The organism is Waltera sp. (assembly GCF_046969025.1).
GTDB lineage: Bacteria > Bacillota > Clostridia > Lachnospirales > Lachnospiraceae > Acetatifactor > Acetatifactor acetigignens.
Genome location: NZ_JBKVQF010000016.1, coordinates 28,501 through 46,312, shown reverse-complemented (window position 1 = coordinate 46,312; position 17,812 = coordinate 28,501). Strand labels below are relative to the sequence as shown.

The window sequence follows — 17,812 nt, the reverse complement described above, 5'->3', positions numbered from 1 at the left end:
ATGTTTATCTTTCTTCTATTTTTCCCGAATATGGATCTTCAGGCAGCTTTCGCTCAGGGGTTCTCCCTCATGATCCAGCGTGTATTCCACCGTCACGTGAATCTGATCCTCCTGTTCCTCTACCAGTACCCTGCCGGTTTCGATCCCCAGCATCAGTTGCCCGTAGGGTGTGTTGTAGGGGATCATATGTCTCTTATTTTCCTCGAAGATCATATGCATCTCAGCCGTCCCCTGTCTGGTCAGTTCCAACAGATGATCCCGGAATTTGATCCGGCTCCTGCAGGGAGCTTGGTCTTCATCCATTTTCTCCTCATAGAGCAGATAATGACTGTCGTTTCTCTTAAAATATTGTGCCGGCTGCACGGTCTCCACCGCTTCGCTTTCCTGCTCCTGTCCGGAAGCATGCAGACCGGACAGTACAAGTTCTACCTCTCGATTCATTTTCTCTTCATCCTCTAATACTCATCGATCTTAATGGTCTTGGCCGACAGGATTCCGTATTTAATAATGGAATTGGCAAAGTGCTTGAACTTCTCCGCCCCATCGCTGACATAGAACTGGTACTTGTTCTCTCCCAGATGCGGCTCCTCATCATTGAGAATATGATAATGCTGTAACAGTCCCTTCAGTTCTCTGGCTGTCTCGTATGCCGGATTCACCAGCGTCACCTGATCTCCCATGACACGTCCCACCGTGGAACGGATCAGCGGATAATGGGTACACCCCAGAATCAGGGTATCGATGTCAATATCAATCAACTCTGACAGATAACGCTTTGCGATCTCATCAGTCACGGGATCTTCCCACAGGCCTTCTTCCACTAAAGGTACGAACAGCGGGCAGGCCTTGCCGTAGATCGTAACATCTTTATTCAGTTCCTGTATGTATTTGTTGTACATCTGGCTGCCAATGGTAGCTTCGGTGGCAATCACGCCGATGCGGCCGTTGCGTGTCACCTCCGCCGCGGTTCTGGCTCCCGGCTTGATTACACCGATGATCGGAACATCGATCTCTTTTTCCAGTTCATCCAGTGCATAGGCACTCGCCGTATTACAGGCCACCACAATAGTCTTCACCTGAAAAGTCTCCAGAAACCGCACGATCTGCTTTGAAAAGCGGGTCACCGTCTCCTTGGACTTACTGCCGTAGGGCATTCTTGCCGTATCTCCGAAATATATGATCTTCTCATTGGGAATCTGCCGCATGATCTCCCGGGCAACGGTCAGTCCGCCGATACCGGAATCGAATACCCCGATGGGGGCATCCTTTTTCAGCGCAGTAACATTCTCCTGATACATGGGATTTCTCCTTTTATTTTTTTAACATCGTAAGCAGTCTGCTCTTGAACCGGATCTGCTCCGGATCCGCCTCCAGAATCTTCCAATAGATCTGGCTGTCGGAATTCCATTCTACCACTTCCGGACCGGTCTGTACAGTCTCTGCCTCCGTGGCTTCCGTCTCCTCGTATACGATCTCATAGGTGGACGGCAGCATCGTAAGCTCCGGGTAGATCACGCCCCACCAGCCGTAACAGGCCAGTGCCACAGTCAGTATCCGGACTCCCTGCACCAGCCGGTGTAATATTTTCTTTTCTGCAATCATCCTGCGATATTTTTCATAAGAAACATATAATCTATCCATCAGCATTCCTCTTTCCATAAATTACCGTTTCGGTTCTATGGAAATCATTACCGCTTTCCGGACAGATTATACTTTTGAAATCTATTTATTTTTCTCCCGTTCCAGACGGATCTGGCGGATGATCGCCTTTTTCTGATTATCTATATGCACCTTGGCCATATTGGATGCCGTTTCCTTATCCTTTTTCACGATGCTCTCATAGATGACCTTGTGTTCCTCCACCAGGCGCTCATGCTGGCTGAAATCCTTGATATACTCAAAACGATAACGGTACATCTGCTCGGACAGGTTGTTGACCAGCTGGATCAGGCGCTGGTTCCCCGTGGCCTGTACAATGATGTCATGCAATGCCACATCCGCCTGTGCGATCTGTTTAATGTCATCGGTCTTCACCGCCGCTTCAAAGGTATCGCAGGCCTTTTTCAGATCCTGTAATTCCTCCGGAGTGATCCGGTCACACGCCAGCTCCACGCAGAGCGCATCCATGGCCCTGCGGACCTCCAGGACATCGTTCATGCTCTTCTCCGTGATCTGAGCCACTTCTGCTCCTCTTCTGGGGATCATGGTCACCAGTCCCTCCAGTTCCAGCTTACGGATGGCTTCCCGGATCGGCGTACGACTGACTCCCAGCTTGTTGGCAAGATGGATTTCCATCAGTCGTTCTCCCGGCTTCAGTTCCCCCGTCAGAATGGCCTGACGCAAAGTATTGAACACCACATCTCTGAGTGGCAGAAATTCATCCATTGTCACCTGTAAATTATCCTGCATACCTCTACTCTGGCATTACTCACAAAATTCCGTCAGGAAAATCTGCTTTGCCAGCTGTTCCTCCTCTAATTTATCATATGCCCTGCGGGCCATGTCCTTCTCTACAAAAATACCGAATACCGTGGGACCGCTTCCGCTCATCAGACTGTTGATGGCTCCCAGTTCCTTCATACGGTCCTTGATCGTCTGGATTATAGGATATGCACTGACGGTTACCGTCTCCAGCACATTTTCCATCCGGTCCAGGATTCCCTGTAAGCTTTCCTCAGCGATGGCTTCCACCATACCGTCAATATCAGGATGTTTCACGATCTCCTGAGCATCCAGATGTTCATACACGTATTTGGTGGAAACATTGATATCGGGCTTTGCCACCAGTACATAGCAGTCCGGTGCCGGAGCAAGCGGTGTCAGTTTCTCGCCGATTCCCTCAGCCAGCGCCGTTCCGCCCATGACGCAATAGGGAACATCCGCACCGATCTTCACCCCCAGTTCCATCAGGTCCTTCAGTGTGCACCCAAGATCAAACAGACGGTTCATTCCTTTTAAGGTAGCTGCTGCATCCGTACTGCCGCCGGCCATGCCCGCTGCTATGGGAATATGCTTCTCCAGATGGATCTTCACGCCTCCACTGATAGGATAAGTCTCCATCATCAGTTTTGCCGCTTTGTAGATCAGATTATTCTCATCCGTAGGCAGTTCACCGGAATCTGTGGTTATCACGATCCCACCGTCTGTTCTCTCAAAGTCCAGCACATCATAGATTCCTACAGTCTGCATGACCATCTTCACTTCATGGTAACCATTCTCCAGTCTTCTGACCACATCCAGCCCCAGATTGATCTTGGCATACGCTTTTATCCGATATTCGTTCATTTTTGTCTCCAATACGTTAGGGCGCTATTCCAAAACTACATGCCTCTGAATAGCGTGTATACAATAATTGTACTTAATTTTATACAATCCTGCGTATTTTGTCAATGGAGTGCGGTTCTTTCCATAGATTTTTCCACTGTTTTTCTCTAAATCCTCTAAAGTATCCACTGTCCGGGGACGATATAACAGGTGAAACCAAAAACCCTCAGAAGGTTAAAACATGTATAGTCAAGGATGACAACAGGTACGGACAGCAGAACCGTACCGGAAAAGAGGAAACTATGAGCGTAAACGGAGTTACATCAACCCAGGCCGCTGCAGCCTACAGCTATCACAGCACAAGTGCAGCAAAAGAGAAAACTTCCGCAGAGGAAGCAAAAACTACAACTACCGCGGAAGATACCGGTGTCATCTATGAGCACAGCACCGCTGCCAAGACTTCTTCCACGAAGAAAACCTATACACCGGATACCAATCTGGTCAATAAATTAAAGGCAGATGCGGAAAACCGTGCCAGTCAGCTTCGTTCTCTGGTAGAACAGATGATGGGCAAGCAGGCTAACACCTACGGCAATGCCAATGACATCTGGTCCTTTTTACGTTCCGGTAATTTCACCGTAGATCCTGCTACCAAGGCACAGGCGCAGGCAGATATCGCCGAGGACGGTTACTGGGGTGTGAACCAGACTTCCGACCGTATCATTCAGTTTGCCAATGCTCTGACCGGCGGTGACCCGGACAAGATCGAGTCCATGCGCGAGGCATTCAAGAAGGGCTACGCACAGGCTGAGAAGACCTGGGGCGGTTCTCTTCCCGAGATCTCCCAGAAGACTTATGATGCTGTTATGGAGAAATTCGACAAGCTGGCAGCAGATGCCGGACTGACCACAGAAGAATAATGTCGTATTCTCGACAGACTTTCCTATAGAAAAACCATGTTGTACCGATGCCACAGAACGCATCCATGTACAACATGGTTTTTCTTTTCCGAACTGTATCAGGCCAGACCTTTTACCAGCAGCACCTTCTGCCCCGGGCGTAATTCATCACTTTCCAGCGCGTTTAATTCTCTTACAGTCTTCACCGGCATATGATATTTCCTGCCGATGCTCCACAGGTCATCCCCCGGTGCCGCAATATAGATCACCGCACTGGGCAGTCCGGCCAGCACATTACTGTCGATTTCCTGCTCTTCCACCCCTTCGATGGCTTCCAGCGGAATATTCTTCATCACGGTCGTGGAAAAGGAAAGAACAGCCTTTACATCCAGTTCCTCTCCCTCCAGCAGATTCACCTGCAGCTGCTCCAGTTCACTGTGTACCTCTGCCTGATCCGTTCCCTTCACTCCCTGCACATTCAGGGTATATTCATACGGAATCTGCTCTCTGGTACTCACATAAGGAGTCTCATCATTTTCCGTAATGCACAACACTGTAAGATCAATGCTGCCCTGCAGGCGGATTCCTTCCTCTGTGGTCTCCTGATGATCGATCGTCACGATTCCCTCACTGTGCAACACCTGCAGTACCGGTGAGCCGATATCGGTCTTTCTGTGATCCGTCACTTTTGTCTTGCCTGTGATTCTGGCCAGCAACTGACGCAGGCTGGCATCTCTGGTGTCCGGGATCACTTCTTTTGTCACGCCGTAAATATCTCTTAAAATATCGATCTGCTCTTCCTCATAGAGACGGATATTCAGTTCCAGAGCACATTCCAGCCCAAGGATTCTCTCTTCCCCGTCCAGATCCGGCTGGATCGTCAGCTCTGGCTGTCCGTGTTCCTGTCTTACCAGTGAATACCGGATATCCGGCAGCAGTTCCTCCCGACATCCCTGACATTCCAGAGTGCCATTCAGCGGAATTGTCGTCTCATAGGAACGAATAGACCGCTCCTCCCCCTCTGCCTCATAGAGAACGAAGACCTGAATATCTCCCTGCACTGCCAGTTTCTCTTCCTGTGGCTTGAATTCCACATCCCGCAGTGACACATTACTCCAGAGGATCTGGTAAATATTCGGATAGCTGGAGGGCAGCGGAATCTCCTCTTTTTTGCGAAAAATATCGTTCTTGCAGATGGAAAGCTCCGTCACCTCCATGGGCGAGATCCGGTATTCCACACCTTCTCCGGCGCTGCCTCCCTGGATTCCCACGGGCAGTTCTTCATCGTAAATCTCTTCGATCCGGGCCGTGAGAAGCAGCAATGCCTGCAGATTCAGCTTCCGGGAATTGATCATATTTACCGTGAAATCTTCTACGGTTCCATTCACCGCTACAGTATCTGACGGCAACGTTCCCTCCATATGAATTTTTTCTTCAAAGGGCAGTGCACCGCTTAAAAGCACCAGATTGCTCCCTGTCTCCTGCGTATGATACAGAATGGCATAACCCAGTTTTCCCCGTACCGTCACCTCATCCGTACCGGGCCGGATCTCCTCGATGACAACTTCTCCCTTTTCCAGGTTCAGGGTACTGATGTCCGGTTTATCCTCTGGAAGATTCAGATCCTCCTCCATGGTAAACTGTATGACAGTGGATCGTTTTACCCGGTCCATATGTATATTTCTCTTGATCAGCTCCACAATAAAAGACCTCCATATATACAGATATATCTATATATATGAAGGTCTCTGTGTACTTATACCGTATTCTGTTCTCTGTATCTTACTGCACTGCACCGATCAGATCGGTCAGATTCTCCACATGGTAGGTACGCATGTAATCCTCGATGCCCTCCACTACTTTCACGGTAGTATAGGGATCCACAAAATTCATGGCTCCGACGCTGACAGCGCTGGCACCTGCCAGGATAAATTCGATGGCATCCTCCGCCGTGGCAATACCTCCCATACCGATAATGGGGATCTGTACCGCCTGTGCCACCTGATAGACCATACGGACAGCGATGGGTTTGATGGCAGGGCCGCTCATGCCGCCGGTCTTGTTGGCAATGGCGAATTTTCTGCGGTGAATGTCGATCTTCATACCGGTGATGGTATTGATCAGGGACAGGGCATCTGCGCCTGCTGCCTCCGCTGCCTTTGCCATCTCCGTAATATCCGTTACGTTAGGGCTCAGCTTCATGATAATGGGCTGTTTTGCATGATTTTTCAGTTCGGAAGTAATATTGTACAGAGCATCTGCTTTCTGTCCGAACGCAATGGCTCCTTCCTTGACATTGGGACAGGATATATTGATCTCCAGCATGCTGACTGCCGGTTCGTCTCCCAGTCGCTCTACCACATCCACGTAATCCTCTACGGTCTTACCGCAGACGTTCACAATGATCTTCGTATCATATTTTTTCAGGAAAGGAATATCTCTCTCCATGAATACGTCAATGCCGGGGTTCTGCAAACCGATGGCATTGAGCATACCGCCATATACTTCTGCCACACGAGGGGTCGGGTTGCCGGGCCAGGGCACATTGGCTACACCCTTGGTCACCACCGCACCCAGGCGGTTCAGATCTACGAATTCTTCATATTCCATGCCGGAGCCAAAGGTTCCGGATGCTGTCATTACGGGGTTTTTGAAAGTTACTCCTGCAATCGTTGTCTGTGTATTCATCAGATCTCTACCTCCTCAGCATCAAATACGGGGCCATCGGTGCAGATTCTCGCATTATGCACATGAGAATGATGATCCACTTCTTTGGTCTTTACCACGCAGCCCAGGCAGGCACCCACGCCACAGGCCATATGCTCTTCCAGAGAGATATAGGCCTTGATTTCGTTTTCTTCCGCATATTTTTTGATCGCACGGAGCATGGGCATCGGTCCGCACGCGAAGATCACATCTGCCTGCAATGCATTTTCTTCGATGGCATTCATGACATTGCCCTTCGTGCCAACACTGCCATCCTCGGTGGCAATATATACGGTTCCGTTCTCTTCCAGATCCTCTTTTAAGAACAGCTCGTTATCACGGTAGCCCACGATGATCTGCTTTTCTGCGGAAGCCGGAAGCTCTCTTGCCAGCTCCAGCATGGGAGGGATACCGATACCTCCGCCCATAAGGAATACTTTTTTACCTTCCGCTGCCTCTGTGGGGAAGCCGTTGCCTAAAGTTCCCAGAATCTCCACACTGTCTCCTTCTGTATAAGAAGAAAATTCCGCGGTGCCCTGTCCGGCAATCCGGTACACAATGCGCAGGGCATCCTTTTTGTCGCTTACCTGACAGATGCTGATAGGACGGGGCAGCAAGGTGCTCCGGTCCTTGGGGTATACGCCGATGAACTGACCGGCTTTTGCCTGTTCAGCCAGATCTGTAGCGATCCACATGTCAAAAATTCTGGGTGCGATCTCCTTCTGGGAAAGCACAGTTGCTGTGATTTTCTTTTTCATGTTATTGTCCTTTTCTCTTCTATTTATAACGCTATAGCGCTCTTATAAGTGCTCTCTACCATGGGCTCTACGCTTCGTATACGATTCTGCCTCCGCAGATGGTCTTCCTCACTTCACCCTTCAGATTCCATCCGGTAAACGGTGTATTCGTGGCCTTGGACGCATATTTCTCCGGAGTGAACTCCGCTGCGGTATCGATCAGAATCACATCCGCCGGGCCGTCCTCGGCCAGATATCCGGCATCCAGATGGTACATAGCCGCCGGATTGGTACTCATCAGACGCAACAGCTGCTTCATGGTCAGATATCCTCTGTCCACCAGTTCCGTAATGCCCAGCGCCAGAGACGTCTCCAACCCGGTAATGCCGCTGGGTGCCTCTGTGATCGGCTTTGCTTTTTCCTCCGCAGTATGGGGGGCATGATCCGTAGCGATCATATCGATGGTGCCGTCCACCAGTCCCCGGATCACCGCCTGACGGTCCGCTTCCTCCCGCAGGGGCGGATTCATCTTCGCCAGTGTACCGTACTTGATCACGGCATCCTCAGTCAGGGTAAAATGATGAGGAGTGGCTTCCGCGTGGATATTGGAGCAGCGCTTTTTGGCCTGACGCACCAGCTCCACCGCTTCCTTGCTGCTGATATGCTGAATGTCGATGCAGGCTCCGGTCTCTTCTGCCAGCTTCAGGTCCCGCTCCACCAGCGCGATCTCCGCCTCTCTGGAAGAACCGCCGATACCGTAATACTCGCTGGCCTTTCCCCGGTTCACACCGTTGTTCTCGATATATTTCGGATCTTCTTCATGGAAGCTGATGGGCATGTCCAGCTCTGCGGAGATCTCCATGGCACGGCGCACCAGTTCCGCATCCAGCAGGGGCACTCCGTCATCCGTGAATCCTACGGCACCTGCCACTGCCAGCTTCTTCATATCCGTCAGCTGTTTTCCCTGCATCCCCATGGTCACATTGGCGCAGGTGGTCACATGAATGCCTGTCTTCGCTCCCTTATCCAGGATATAATGCAGCGTCTCCTCACTGTCCACCGCAGGCTTCGTGTTCGCCATCAGTACCACTGTGGTCACGCCGCCTTTTGCTGCTGCCGCAGCACCGGTGTTGATATCTTCCTTTGCCGTAAAGCCGGGATCCCGGAAATGCACATGCACATCCACCAGCCCGGGAGCCACCAATAAACCTTCCGCATTGATCCGGGTCACTTTGCCCCTCGGTTCTATCTTTTCCGCAATCTTTACAATCTTGTCACCGTCGATCAGGATATCATAATTGCCCTCTCTGCCCGACTTGGGATCGATCATGTAGCCATCATGTATCAGTATCATATTGTCTCCATTCCCGGGCTTTTACCACCCGCCTTCGTGACCTGTTTCTCGGAAAAGTTTATCATGTTTTCATAGAAAAGAAAAGAGTGTTATAATAGAAAAAAGGAGGTCTGACGACATGAAAACAAGAGAGGAAGCGCTGAACTACGGATTGTCTTTTCCAAATACTTATATGGAAATGCCCTTCCACGATCCCAACTGGCAGCTGGTACGTGTGAAGGGCAGTAAAAAAGCTTTTCTATGGACTTATGAAAAGGATGGCTGTCTGCATCTGAATGTGAAGACCGATCCTGCCTGGCGGGACTTCTGGCGCAGTACCTTTTCTTCCGTCATTCCCGCATATCATCAGAATAAAGATCACTGGAACACCATTATTTTAGATGGTTCGATCCCCGATGAGGACATCCGGCGCATGATCGCAGAAAGCTATGATCTCGTCACCGACAGTCCTACGAAGCGGATCTATGAAGCCGTCAAAAAGATTCCGAAAGGCTGCGTCGCCACCTACGGTCAGGTTGCCGCCATGGCCGGAGAACCGAAGATGGCCCGGGCCGTGGGCAATGCCCTGCACAAGAACCCGGATCCCGACCATATCCCCTGCTACCGCGTGGTCAATTCCAAAGGGGAACTCTCCGGTGCCTTTGCCTTCGGCGGTTCCAACGAACAGTTGCCGCCATGGCCGGAGAACCGAAGATGGCCCGGGCCGTGGGCAATGCCCTGCACAAGAACCCGGATCCCGACCATATCCCCTGCTACCGCGTGGTCAATTCCAAAGGGGAACTCTCCGGTGCCTTTGCCTTCGGCGGTTCCAACGAACAGGCCAACCGCCTCCGGGCCGACGGCATCGAGGTCACCGGCAATAAAGTAGACCTGCAGAAATTCGGTATATCGCTGTGAAACTTTTTTCATCGCAGCCTTTCGTCCATGATACCGGAAGCCGGCAAATTTCATCGGTTCTGGCCGATTTTTTACCATGTCAGCAAGGCCATACTGCGGTGTGAAAAACCAATCTTCTGTCCCTGAATGCTTCCATCGAGACGACCCGTGCCTGAGAACATAGCCGCGGATTCGCCGTCGTAGCGGAAGAGATCTCCTCCCAGACTACTTTTGTCCAGGAGATGACCGGTGCTTTACGGGACGATGTAAAAGCACTGTAATATTTTTCGTTGCAGTTTTTTTTACTTTTACTTCTCAATCTGGGAACGGATATCATCCTCCAGAATATGTTCCACATCTTTTGCTTCTTTGCGGATGTTTTGCAGATTTTCACGAATCTCCCGTTCCTCCTGTACGATCTCGGGATGTTCCTTCTTTTCTTCTTTAATGAACATACACAGGAAGCTGATCAGTAATATGATGCAGGAGATCCAGATGGTCCTCGCCCCTATGTAGCCGATCATATGTCCGCCCAGCGCCGCACCAACGGCAAACAGGAAAATGATTCCAAAATAATTGCCGGATTTCCGTAAGATTTTTTTGTCCTTCGTCTTCCCATAGGCACACAGGGATTCCATGCCGCTGCGCAGATTACCGATACACATGGTACTGGCAAAAGCATAACCGTTCACCTTGCGGAAAGCCTGTACCTGCATGGCGCAGGCGAAAGATACCATGGCATTGGCCAGCAGATCCATCTCATTCGGGAAAAATCCCACGGCAAACAGCAACAGAATCTCTATAGCAAGCACCAGCTGCCGCCAGTGGATCCTCTGAGCCTTCTGATATCGCATATGGATGCACTCCGCTGCCGCTACTCCCAACGCGAAGAACAAAAGCGGGGAAAAATACCGAAGCGCCACGGACCAGTTCCGGTCTATCAGATTCTGGGCCAGCAACACGATATTACCGGTCTGGGCATTGGCGAATACCTTGCCACGGTACATATAAGTATAAGCATCCTGTAATCCGCCGGAAATTGACAAAATTCCAGCAATCAGAAACGACTCTGACATTTGTCCGTGTAATTTACGTTGCATAGTAATTCTCATTCCTTTCAGTAACCTGCAGATTCTGTCTCCGATACATACAATTACCTTCCTACAGGCATCTCCTGATTACAGTACAGGCAACGATATCTTCCGGAAGGCGACAGTTCAAATATGTGGTCACAATTCGTCTCTATACTGGTAATACAACGGGGATTTTTACATTTTATCACATTAACCAGTCTTTGTGGAGGAACCGGATGATACTTTTTTGCAACTTTTCCGTCCCGGATCACGATCAGTGTGATCTGACTGTCCAGATATCCCAGAATATCCAACCGCTCCGGCAACGTCTCGCCCTCAATCTTGATCAGATCCTTGCAGCCGTATTTCTGGCTTTTCACCGATTGCAGCAATGCTACAGACTGCGTCTTGGATTCCAATTCCAGCAATCTGTAGATGTCCATTCCCTTTCCCGCGGGAATATGATCGATCACAACACCATTCTGAATGGATTCTACGTTTAACATAAAAACACCTTCTTTCCCGTCACAGGATCCGTAAGGTCTAACAGACTTAAGATCAATGCCATACGGATAAATTTACCATTCAATACCTGCTGAAAATACGCTGCTCTCGGATCTGCATCCACTTCCGGTGCGATCTCGTCCACTCTTGGGAGCGGATGAAGAACCGGCATGTCCGCTTTCGCCAGATTCAGTTTCTCCTGATCCAAAATGTAGATATCTTTTAACCGGATATAATCTTCCTCATTGAAAAAACGTTCCTTCTGAACTCTGGTCATGTAAAGCACATCCAGCTCTGGCAGTGTCTCCTCCAGGCTGGATACCTCATGGTAGGGGGCTTTGGCCGGTTTCAGAGTATCCTCGATCAGATATTCCGGAACCTTCAGTTCCTCCGGAGAAATGAAATAAAATTCATTGCCCGGATAGCGCACCAGACTGTTCACCAGAGAGTGTACGGTTCTGCCGAATTTCAAGTCACCGCAAAAGCCAATCTTCAGATGATCCAAGTGTCCTTTGCGCTGTCTTATGGTCAGCAGATCGATCATGGTCTGGGTCGGGTGGTTATGTCCTCCGTCCCCGGCATTGATCACCGGAATCCGGGAATACATGGAAGCTCGGAGCGGTGCTCCCTCTTTCGGATGCCGCATGGCAATGATATCTGCATAGCAGCTGACCACCCGTGCGGTATCTGCCACCGTCTCACCTTTCGTGGCACTGCACTGTTCCGCACCGGCAAATCCCAATGTTCTGCCGCCAAGGTTCAGCATAGCCGTCTCAAAAGATAATCTGGTACGTGTGCTGGGCTCGTAAAATAAGGTTGCCAGTATTTTTCCATCTGCACAATGAGCATATGCAGCGGAATCGGCAGCAATCCGGTCTGCCAGGTCTAAGATTTCCTGCGTCTCCGCTACCGACAGGTCCAGTGAATCAATCAAATGTCGCATATCCTTTTCTCCTCTGTTTACTTTTTTTCAACCGCGTATTATACTATATCCACACGGATACTAAAAATATATAGTTTATATGCGAGGTATATCATTTTTATATGGATATTAGTTTTGAATATTACAAGATTTTCTATTATGTCGCAAAATACGAAAATATCACCAAGGCTGCCATGGTCTTAAAAAGCAGCCAGCCTAATGTGACCCGGATTATTCATATTCTGGAGGATCAGCTGGACTGCCGTTTATTTCTCCGGGAACCCCGGGGACTGAAGCTGACCGAAGAGGGAAAACGGCTCTATGCCCATGTTGCCATCGCCTGTCAACATCTGTTGGATGCGGAAGCCGAACTGTGCCGGGACAAAAACGTGTGCAGCGGCACCATTGAACTGGGTGTCACCGAGACCGCCCTGCATTTATTTCTGTTACAGAATCTCCATGATTTCCAGACTGGCTATCCGGAGATCAAAATACGTATCCAGAACAATACCACTCCGGAGATTCTGAAATCTCTGCAGAACGGCCGGCTGGATCTGGCTGTTGTGACAACCCCTTTTGAACTTCATGATGCTCTGGCCTGCGAAGATCTGCTGACTTTCCGGGAGGTTCCCGCCGGCGGCCCCGACTATGCCGCCTTGTCTGATCGTCCCATGACGCTGAAAGAATTCCGGCTCCATTCCATCATTGGTCTGGGATACGGCACCGCCAGCTATGAATATTACCGGAAGGTATTTATTGAACAGCATCTGGACTACGAACCCGCCATGGAAGTAGCTACCGCCGATCTGGTCATCCCTCTGCTCCAGAACAATCTGGGAGTGGGCTTCGTGCCGGAGCCTCTGGCAGCTCCCTTTTTTGAAAACGACAGTCTCGTTCCGCTGACCTTAAATGTGCCTCTACCGTCCCGCGAAGTAAAAATGCTGTGGGACAAAAGCCGCAGTCAGAGCCGGGCTACCGCTACTTTCTGCAGTTATCTGCGGGAACGCTGTCAGCGTAATCTGCCAATCCTGGATCCTGAAAATGAGTCTGTTGCTGGCAACTAAATCATATTTCAGGAGGAAAAAATTTTGACCCGTTAACTTTGCTGGCTGCGCTGGTGTGCGTCACTTCCCTGATCTTTGCCACCAATGATATGTATGGTTTTATCAGCTGGCGGCGCCGGGAGATTTTGATGGATCTGTAAGAACCATTCGTTTAATCATAAAGCACGGTTTTATCCAGAAGTTCTGTTTTTAACACAATGTAAGGCGTGGAGGGTTTCCCTGCGCCTTCCTTTTGTCCGGTGATATCCGGGCCTAAGAGGCTGGTGCTGACATGAATGGCATCGTCCGTCAGATACAGGGCATCCACAGCAATGCTGTACCCTCCGGTCTTCTGCTCACCGTAACCAATACTGATATAGAGGTTCTGATTATCACTGTAGGTCAGCTGAAATGGCTCCGTTCCTTTTTCAGCGATTACAGTCTTTAATTCCTCGGGAATTTTTTCTTCACTGAGTACCGTAAAATCCAGATCTCTGAGTTTCACATTCTCTTTCGAAAGCAGACCGCAGCCTGTGAGCAGCAATGCCCCCAGTACTGCGGTCATTATGATTTTCCACTGTCTCCATTTGATTTTCATCCGTCATCCACCGTTAAAACTTCCTTATTGCATATTTATGTGAAAAAAGCAGAAATATACTCCTGTTCTGTACCTATCTCATTAATTTTCATCCTTTTCTCCTTTGAAGATGTGCGTTATAATAGGTGAAGTGCGTCAAAAGACGCCTTACAGAAAGATGAGGGAATCATAATTATGAATGATAAATTCAGCAGGAAAGTCTTCTGCGACGGTATCCGCGACGGCTTTCCCATTGCTCTGGGATATTTCGCAGTATCATTTTCTTTGGGAATTGCCGCAAGACATGCAGGCTTTACCCCCATGCAGGGTTTTCTGGCAAGCCTGTTAAATAACGCTTCCGCCGGAGAATATGCAGCCTTTACCCTGATTGCGGCACAGGCCACATATCTGGAAGTGGCGATCATCACGCTGATTGCCAATGCCAGATATCTACTCATGAGTTGTGCGCTGGCCCAGAAATTTTCTCCCAGCACGCCCTTTTTCCACCGTCTGATCATTGCTTACGATGTCACCGATGAGTTGTTCGGCATTACCATTGCCCGGCCGGGTATCCTGAATCCGTACTATACCTACGGTGCGATCCTGTTGGCAGCGCCCGCCTGGGCCGGAGGAACCGCCTGCGGTATCATCGCCGGAAATGCGCTGCCTCTTCGTGCTGTCAGCGCCCTGAGTGTTGCGTTATACGGAATGTTTCTGGCCATTATCATTCCGCCTGCCAGAAAAAGTAAGATCGTGGCTGCTCTGGTAGCAATCAGCTTCGCACTGAGCTTTGCCTGCAACTATCTGCCCGGGATTTCTTCCCTGTCAGAAGGTACGAGAACCATCCTGTTGACCGTGATCATCTCCGGTGCTGCAGCAATCCTGTTCCCGGTGAAGCAGGATGCAAAGGAAGCCGTTCCTGCGGAAAACGGAGAATCTGTACAGAAAGGAGACCACGTAAATGAATAATTATATTTATATTGCTGTTATGGCGGCTGTCTCCTATACGATCCGTGTCTTACCCCTGACACTGATCCGTAAACCCATCAAGAATCAGTTTATTCAGTCCTTTTTGTACTATGTACCTTACGTGACGCTGGCCGTCATGACCTTCCCGGCCATCATCCATGCTACCCAGACCCCCATTTCCGGACTGGTGGCACTCATTGCCGGTATCATCGCCGCATGGCTCGGTGCCGGACTGTTTCCGGTATCCGTGATCTGCTGTGTGCTGGTGTTTGTGATCGAATTGTTTGTATAATGCCTTGTAATAAAACACGCCATTGAGAAGGATTCCTTCCCCATGGCGTATTTTTATGGTCCGGCTTCTTCACAGAAGCTTTTACAAATCATATTTTTTTAACATTTCCTGTATGAATTCCGGATCCTGCAAACGGGCGACCTGATCTCCCTCCCCTGCAGCATCCATGCGGGCAATCAAGGTGGACAGTCTGGCGCGTTCCTGCTCTGCACCGCTGCCCGGTCAATGCTTTGTTCAATTCCAATAATACATCTACGATTCCCTGCTTCTGGTATTTAAAACAAATGTTTTGCGCAATAATCTTCGAAATTATTGCGCACTTTTTGTTACATTTTATCTTTGATGGATGATAATATGCTATAATATATATGCACAAGCGGTTGTGCAATTATGTTTTGTGGGAGGATTACTTATGCAACATTTTAGCAAGCAATTACGTACACGGCTGTTGACTCTGTATCTCAGTGCGGGACTGGTCATGGGCGGGCTGCCCGGATGCGGCAGTCAGGATCTGGAAATCGCAGATACAGTGGCAGAATCCGCAGTTACCGCTACTGCAGATGCCACGGATGTCACCACTTTTTCCCAGCCGGAGGGGCCGGAGGAGTCTACCATTTATGTGGAGCCGGTGGACGGCATTTCCGATGATTTTTACCGTGGTATGGACGTATCCGCAGTATTGGCTCTGGAAAACAGTGGCGTGAAATATTATAACTTTGACGGAGAAGAGCAGGATGTGTTCATGACGCTGGCACAGGCTGGTGTGAACTATATCCGTCTCCGGGTCTGGAACGATCCCTATGATGAGAACGGCAACGGTTACGGTGGCGGCAACAATGACGTGGCGACTGCCATCACTCTGGGACAACGTGCCACGCAGTATGGCATGAAGGTCTGCATTGATTTCCATTATTCCGATTTCTGGGCAGATCCCAAGAAGCAGTTCGTTCCAAAGGCCTGGGAAGGTATGGATATCGAAGAAAAATCCGACGCTCTCTATAACTTCACTCTGGAAAACCTGACGCAGATTCTGGATGCCGGTGTGGACGTCGGTATGGTACAGGTGGGCAACGAGATCAACAACGGCATGTGTGGAGAGACAGATGCATCAAACGTTCGAAAACTGTTGGCCTCCGGCAGTAAGGCTGTCAGGGATGCTGCCACTGCTTCCGGAAAAGATATTCTGGTGGCTGTACATTACACCAACATCGATGATATGAAAAAACTGGACACACTACTGACCGGCCTACAGGTAAAGGAGATCGACTATGATATTGTGGGACTTTCCTTCTATCCTTACTGGCACAGCACGATGGACGATCTTAAAAATGCCATTATCCATGTCCGTGATACTTATGGCAAAAAGGTATATGTAGCGGAAAACGCTTACTGTTATACTTCGGAAGACGGCGATGGCTCTGCCAACAGCATTAAAGGAACCGATGATCTGGCCGAAGGATATTCAGCCAGCGTACAGGGGCAGGCCAACGAAGTGCGGGATGTCTGTGCGGCTGCCAGCGAGGCCGGTGCCGAAGGCATCTTCTACTGGGAAGGTACCTGGATCCCGGTCGGTCCCGCCGATGCTGATAATTCTGCCATCTGGGAAAAATACGGCAGCGGTTGGGCCAGCAGTTATGCAGGCGGTTATGATCCAAAGGATGCCGGACAGTATTACGGCGGAAGCTCCTGGGACAATCAGGCCATGTTCGACTTCACCGGACATCCTCTGGCCTCCCTAAATATATTTAAATATCTGAAGTACGGAGCCACTGCTCCTCTGGCGATAGACACCATCCCCGAAATAGTGGTGTCCTGCAATATCGGTGCGGAAGTCAAGCTTCCGGATACCGTAAGTATCATCTATAACGATCGTTCCGAAGAACAGGTTCCTGTCACCTGGGATGCTGAAGATATTGCCGCCATCGACACGGAAAACGGCGGAGAGTTCACAGTTGCCGGATCTCTGGATGAAGGTACGGAAGTTACTGCCATTGTCACGGTAGAACGGGTCAATTATGTACAGAATCCCAGCTTCGAGGATGACGATACTTCCATGTGGACCGTAACCTATTCCGGTGAAACGAATCCCACCGACTATCAGGTCAAAGCTGCCGATGCCCACAGCGGTGAGGTAGCTTTCCACTTCTGGTCCGGTACCTCCGATATGGACTTTTCCATTGAGCAGAGCTTCACAGATCTGGAACCCGGTACTTATGAATTGTCCGCTTTCTCACAGGGCGGTGACCTGGCAGCGGATGCTTCCATGGAGCTGTATGCTGTCGTAGACGGCAAGGAACTGACAGTGCCTTTTATGCTCACCACCTATGCCGACTGGCAGAATCCCACCGTCTCCGGTATCAAAGTCACCGACGGCACCCTGACCATTGGCGTGAGATATCAATGTAATAAGAACAGCTGGGGAACTCTGGATGATGTGACATTGCATCGGGTCGGGAATTAAATAGAAAGTTAGCATAGCTACGAGCCATGCAAAAATAGAGTGGAACACCTCGATGGGCGCTTGCGCACAAGCGAGGCTGGTTCACTCTATTTTTATACGGCGACAGCCGTCTATGAAATAAGATTGACAGCGTTC

Annotated in this window: 18 protein-coding genes and 2 pseudogenes; 7 read left to right on the top strand and 13 right to left on the bottom strand. The window is 49.8% G+C overall.

The features are described 5' to 3' along the window. Positions 1-15 precede the first annotated feature (15 nt). From ACLTOH_RS10030 to ispE, 5 genes are all read right to left on the bottom strand, one after another. Positions 16-441, bottom strand: a complete 426-nt coding sequence (locus ACLTOH_RS10030) for a DUF1934 domain-containing protein (protein ID WP_022312697.1) — start codon at positions 439-441, stop codon at positions 16-18. A gap of 14 nt (positions 442-455) precedes the next feature. Then, positions 456-1,298, bottom strand: a complete 843-nt coding sequence (gene murI / locus ACLTOH_RS10025; RefSeq protein WP_022312698.1) for a glutamate racemase — start codon at positions 1,296-1,298, stop codon at positions 456-458. A 13-nt stretch (positions 1,299-1,311) separates the two neighbouring features. Continuing rightward, a complete protein-coding gene (locus tag ACLTOH_RS10020; RefSeq protein WP_022312699.1) occupies positions 1,312-1,641 on the bottom strand; it encodes a hypothetical protein in 330 nt (109 codons plus the stop codon). An 81-nt stretch (positions 1,642-1,722) separates the two neighbouring features. After that, on the bottom strand, positions 1,723-2,409 hold the full coding sequence (locus ACLTOH_RS10015) for a GntR family transcriptional regulator (RefSeq protein ID WP_022312700.1): 687 nt from the start codon (positions 2,407-2,409) through the stop codon (positions 1,723-1,725). A gap of 15 nt (positions 2,410-2,424) precedes the next feature. Then, positions 2,425-3,285, bottom strand: a complete 861-nt coding sequence (gene ispE, locus ACLTOH_RS10010) for a 4-(cytidine 5'-diphospho)-2-C-methyl-D-erythritol kinase (protein ID WP_117466438.1) — start codon at positions 3,283-3,285, stop codon at positions 2,425-2,427. Positions 3,286-3,566: 281 nt separating this feature from the next. Here ispE and ACLTOH_RS10005 point away from each other — a divergent pair, with 281 nt between their 5' ends. Then, the gene (locus ACLTOH_RS10005; RefSeq protein WP_337417149.1) at positions 3,567-4,184 is read left to right on the top strand and encodes a hypothetical protein; all 618 of its coding nucleotides are present in this window, start codon (positions 3,567-3,569) and stop codon (positions 4,182-4,184) included. Positions 4,185-4,282: 98 nt separating this feature from the next. Here ACLTOH_RS10005 and ACLTOH_RS10000 read toward each other — a convergent pair whose 3' ends face one another. From ACLTOH_RS10000 to ACLTOH_RS09985, 4 genes are all read right to left on the bottom strand, one after another. After that, the gene (locus tag ACLTOH_RS10000; RefSeq protein ID WP_412224058.1) at positions 4,283-5,863 is read right to left on the bottom strand and encodes a DUF3794 and LysM peptidoglycan-binding domain-containing protein; all 1,581 of its coding nucleotides are present in this window, start codon (positions 5,861-5,863) and stop codon (positions 4,283-4,285) included. Positions 5,864-5,945: 82 nt separating this feature from the next. Beyond that, positions 5,946-6,851 carry a dihydroorotate dehydrogenase gene (locus tag ACLTOH_RS09995; protein WP_337631500.1) on the bottom strand — a complete coding sequence of 302 codons (906 nt, stop codon included), beginning with the start codon at positions 6,849-6,851 and terminating at the stop codon, positions 5,946-5,948. Continuing rightward, positions 6,851-7,627 (bottom strand): dihydroorotate dehydrogenase electron transfer subunit, encoded by a 777-nt coding sequence (locus ACLTOH_RS09990; RefSeq protein WP_337631501.1) that lies wholly within the window; start codon positions 7,625-7,627, stop codon positions 6,851-6,853. The genes ACLTOH_RS09995 and ACLTOH_RS09990 overlap by 1 nt, the downstream gene beginning before the upstream one ends. Positions 7,628-7,694: 67 nt before the next feature. After that, entirely contained in the window at positions 7,695-8,960 is a 1,266-nt protein-coding gene (locus tag ACLTOH_RS09985; RefSeq protein WP_337631503.1) for a dihydroorotase, read from the bottom strand. A gap of 118 nt (positions 8,961-9,078) precedes the next feature. Between ACLTOH_RS09985 and ACLTOH_RS09980 the strand changes: the two are divergent. Continuing rightward, positions 9,079-9,627, top strand: a pseudogene (locus ACLTOH_RS09980) (methylated-DNA--[protein]-cysteine S-methyltransferase); the annotation flags it as partial. 8 nt (positions 9,628-9,635) lie between these two features. Next, positions 9,636-9,857, top strand: a pseudogene (locus ACLTOH_RS09975) (MGMT family protein); the annotation flags it as partial. 287 nt (positions 9,858-10,144) lie between these two features. On the opposite strand, the gene ACLTOH_RS09970 reads toward ACLTOH_RS09975, so the two are convergent. The 3 genes from ACLTOH_RS09970 to pyrB are packed head-to-tail and all read right to left on the bottom strand — an operon-like array spanning position 10,145 to position 12,356. Then, on the bottom strand, positions 10,145-10,936 hold the full coding sequence (locus tag ACLTOH_RS09970; protein WP_337545006.1) for a YoaK family protein: 792 nt from the start codon (positions 10,934-10,936) through the stop codon (positions 10,145-10,147). A gap of 53 nt (positions 10,937-10,989) precedes the next feature. Further along, a complete protein-coding gene (locus ACLTOH_RS09965; RefSeq protein WP_022312708.1) occupies positions 10,990-11,415 on the bottom strand; it encodes an aspartate carbamoyltransferase regulatory subunit in 426 nt (141 codons plus the stop codon). Then, the gene (pyrB, locus tag ACLTOH_RS09960) at positions 11,409-12,356 is read right to left on the bottom strand and encodes an aspartate carbamoyltransferase (protein WP_117466442.1); all 948 of its coding nucleotides are present in this window, start codon (positions 12,354-12,356) and stop codon (positions 11,409-11,411) included. Before pyrB ends, ACLTOH_RS09965 begins: the two co-directional genes overlap by 7 nt. Positions 12,357-12,457: 101 nt before the next feature. Here pyrB and ACLTOH_RS09955 point away from each other — a divergent pair, with 101 nt between their 5' ends. Further along, positions 12,458-13,399 carry a LysR family transcriptional regulator gene (locus ACLTOH_RS09955; protein ID WP_118540017.1) on the top strand — a complete coding sequence of 314 codons (942 nt, stop codon included), beginning with the start codon at positions 12,458-12,460 and terminating at the stop codon, positions 13,397-13,399. Between the two features lie 151 nt (positions 13,400-13,550). On the opposite strand, the gene ACLTOH_RS09950 is transcribed toward ACLTOH_RS09955, so the two are convergent. After that, positions 13,551-13,976, bottom strand: coding sequence for a protease complex subunit PrcB family protein (locus ACLTOH_RS09950; RefSeq protein ID WP_118540018.1), 426 nt, complete (start codon positions 13,974-13,976; stop codon positions 13,551-13,553). A 174-nt stretch (positions 13,977-14,150) separates the two neighbouring features. Here ACLTOH_RS09950 and ACLTOH_RS09945 point away from each other — a divergent pair, with 174 nt between their 5' ends. From ACLTOH_RS09945 to ACLTOH_RS09935, 3 genes are all read left to right on the top strand, one after another. Next, complete coding sequence (locus ACLTOH_RS09945; protein WP_337545003.1) at positions 14,151-14,924, top strand: AzlC family ABC transporter permease; 774 nt, start codon at positions 14,151-14,153, stop codon at positions 14,922-14,924. After that, complete coding sequence (locus tag ACLTOH_RS09940) at positions 14,917-15,216, top strand: AzlD domain-containing protein (RefSeq protein ID WP_022153690.1); 300 nt, start codon at positions 14,917-14,919, stop codon at positions 15,214-15,216. The genes ACLTOH_RS09945 and ACLTOH_RS09940 overlap by 8 nt, the downstream gene beginning before the upstream one ends. Before the next feature lie 412 nt (positions 15,217-15,628). Continuing rightward, positions 15,629-17,677, top strand: a complete 2,049-nt coding sequence (locus tag ACLTOH_RS09935) for a glycosyl hydrolase 53 family protein (protein WP_412201285.1) — start codon at positions 15,629-15,631, stop codon at positions 17,675-17,677. Positions 17,678-17,812 lie beyond the last annotated feature (135 nt).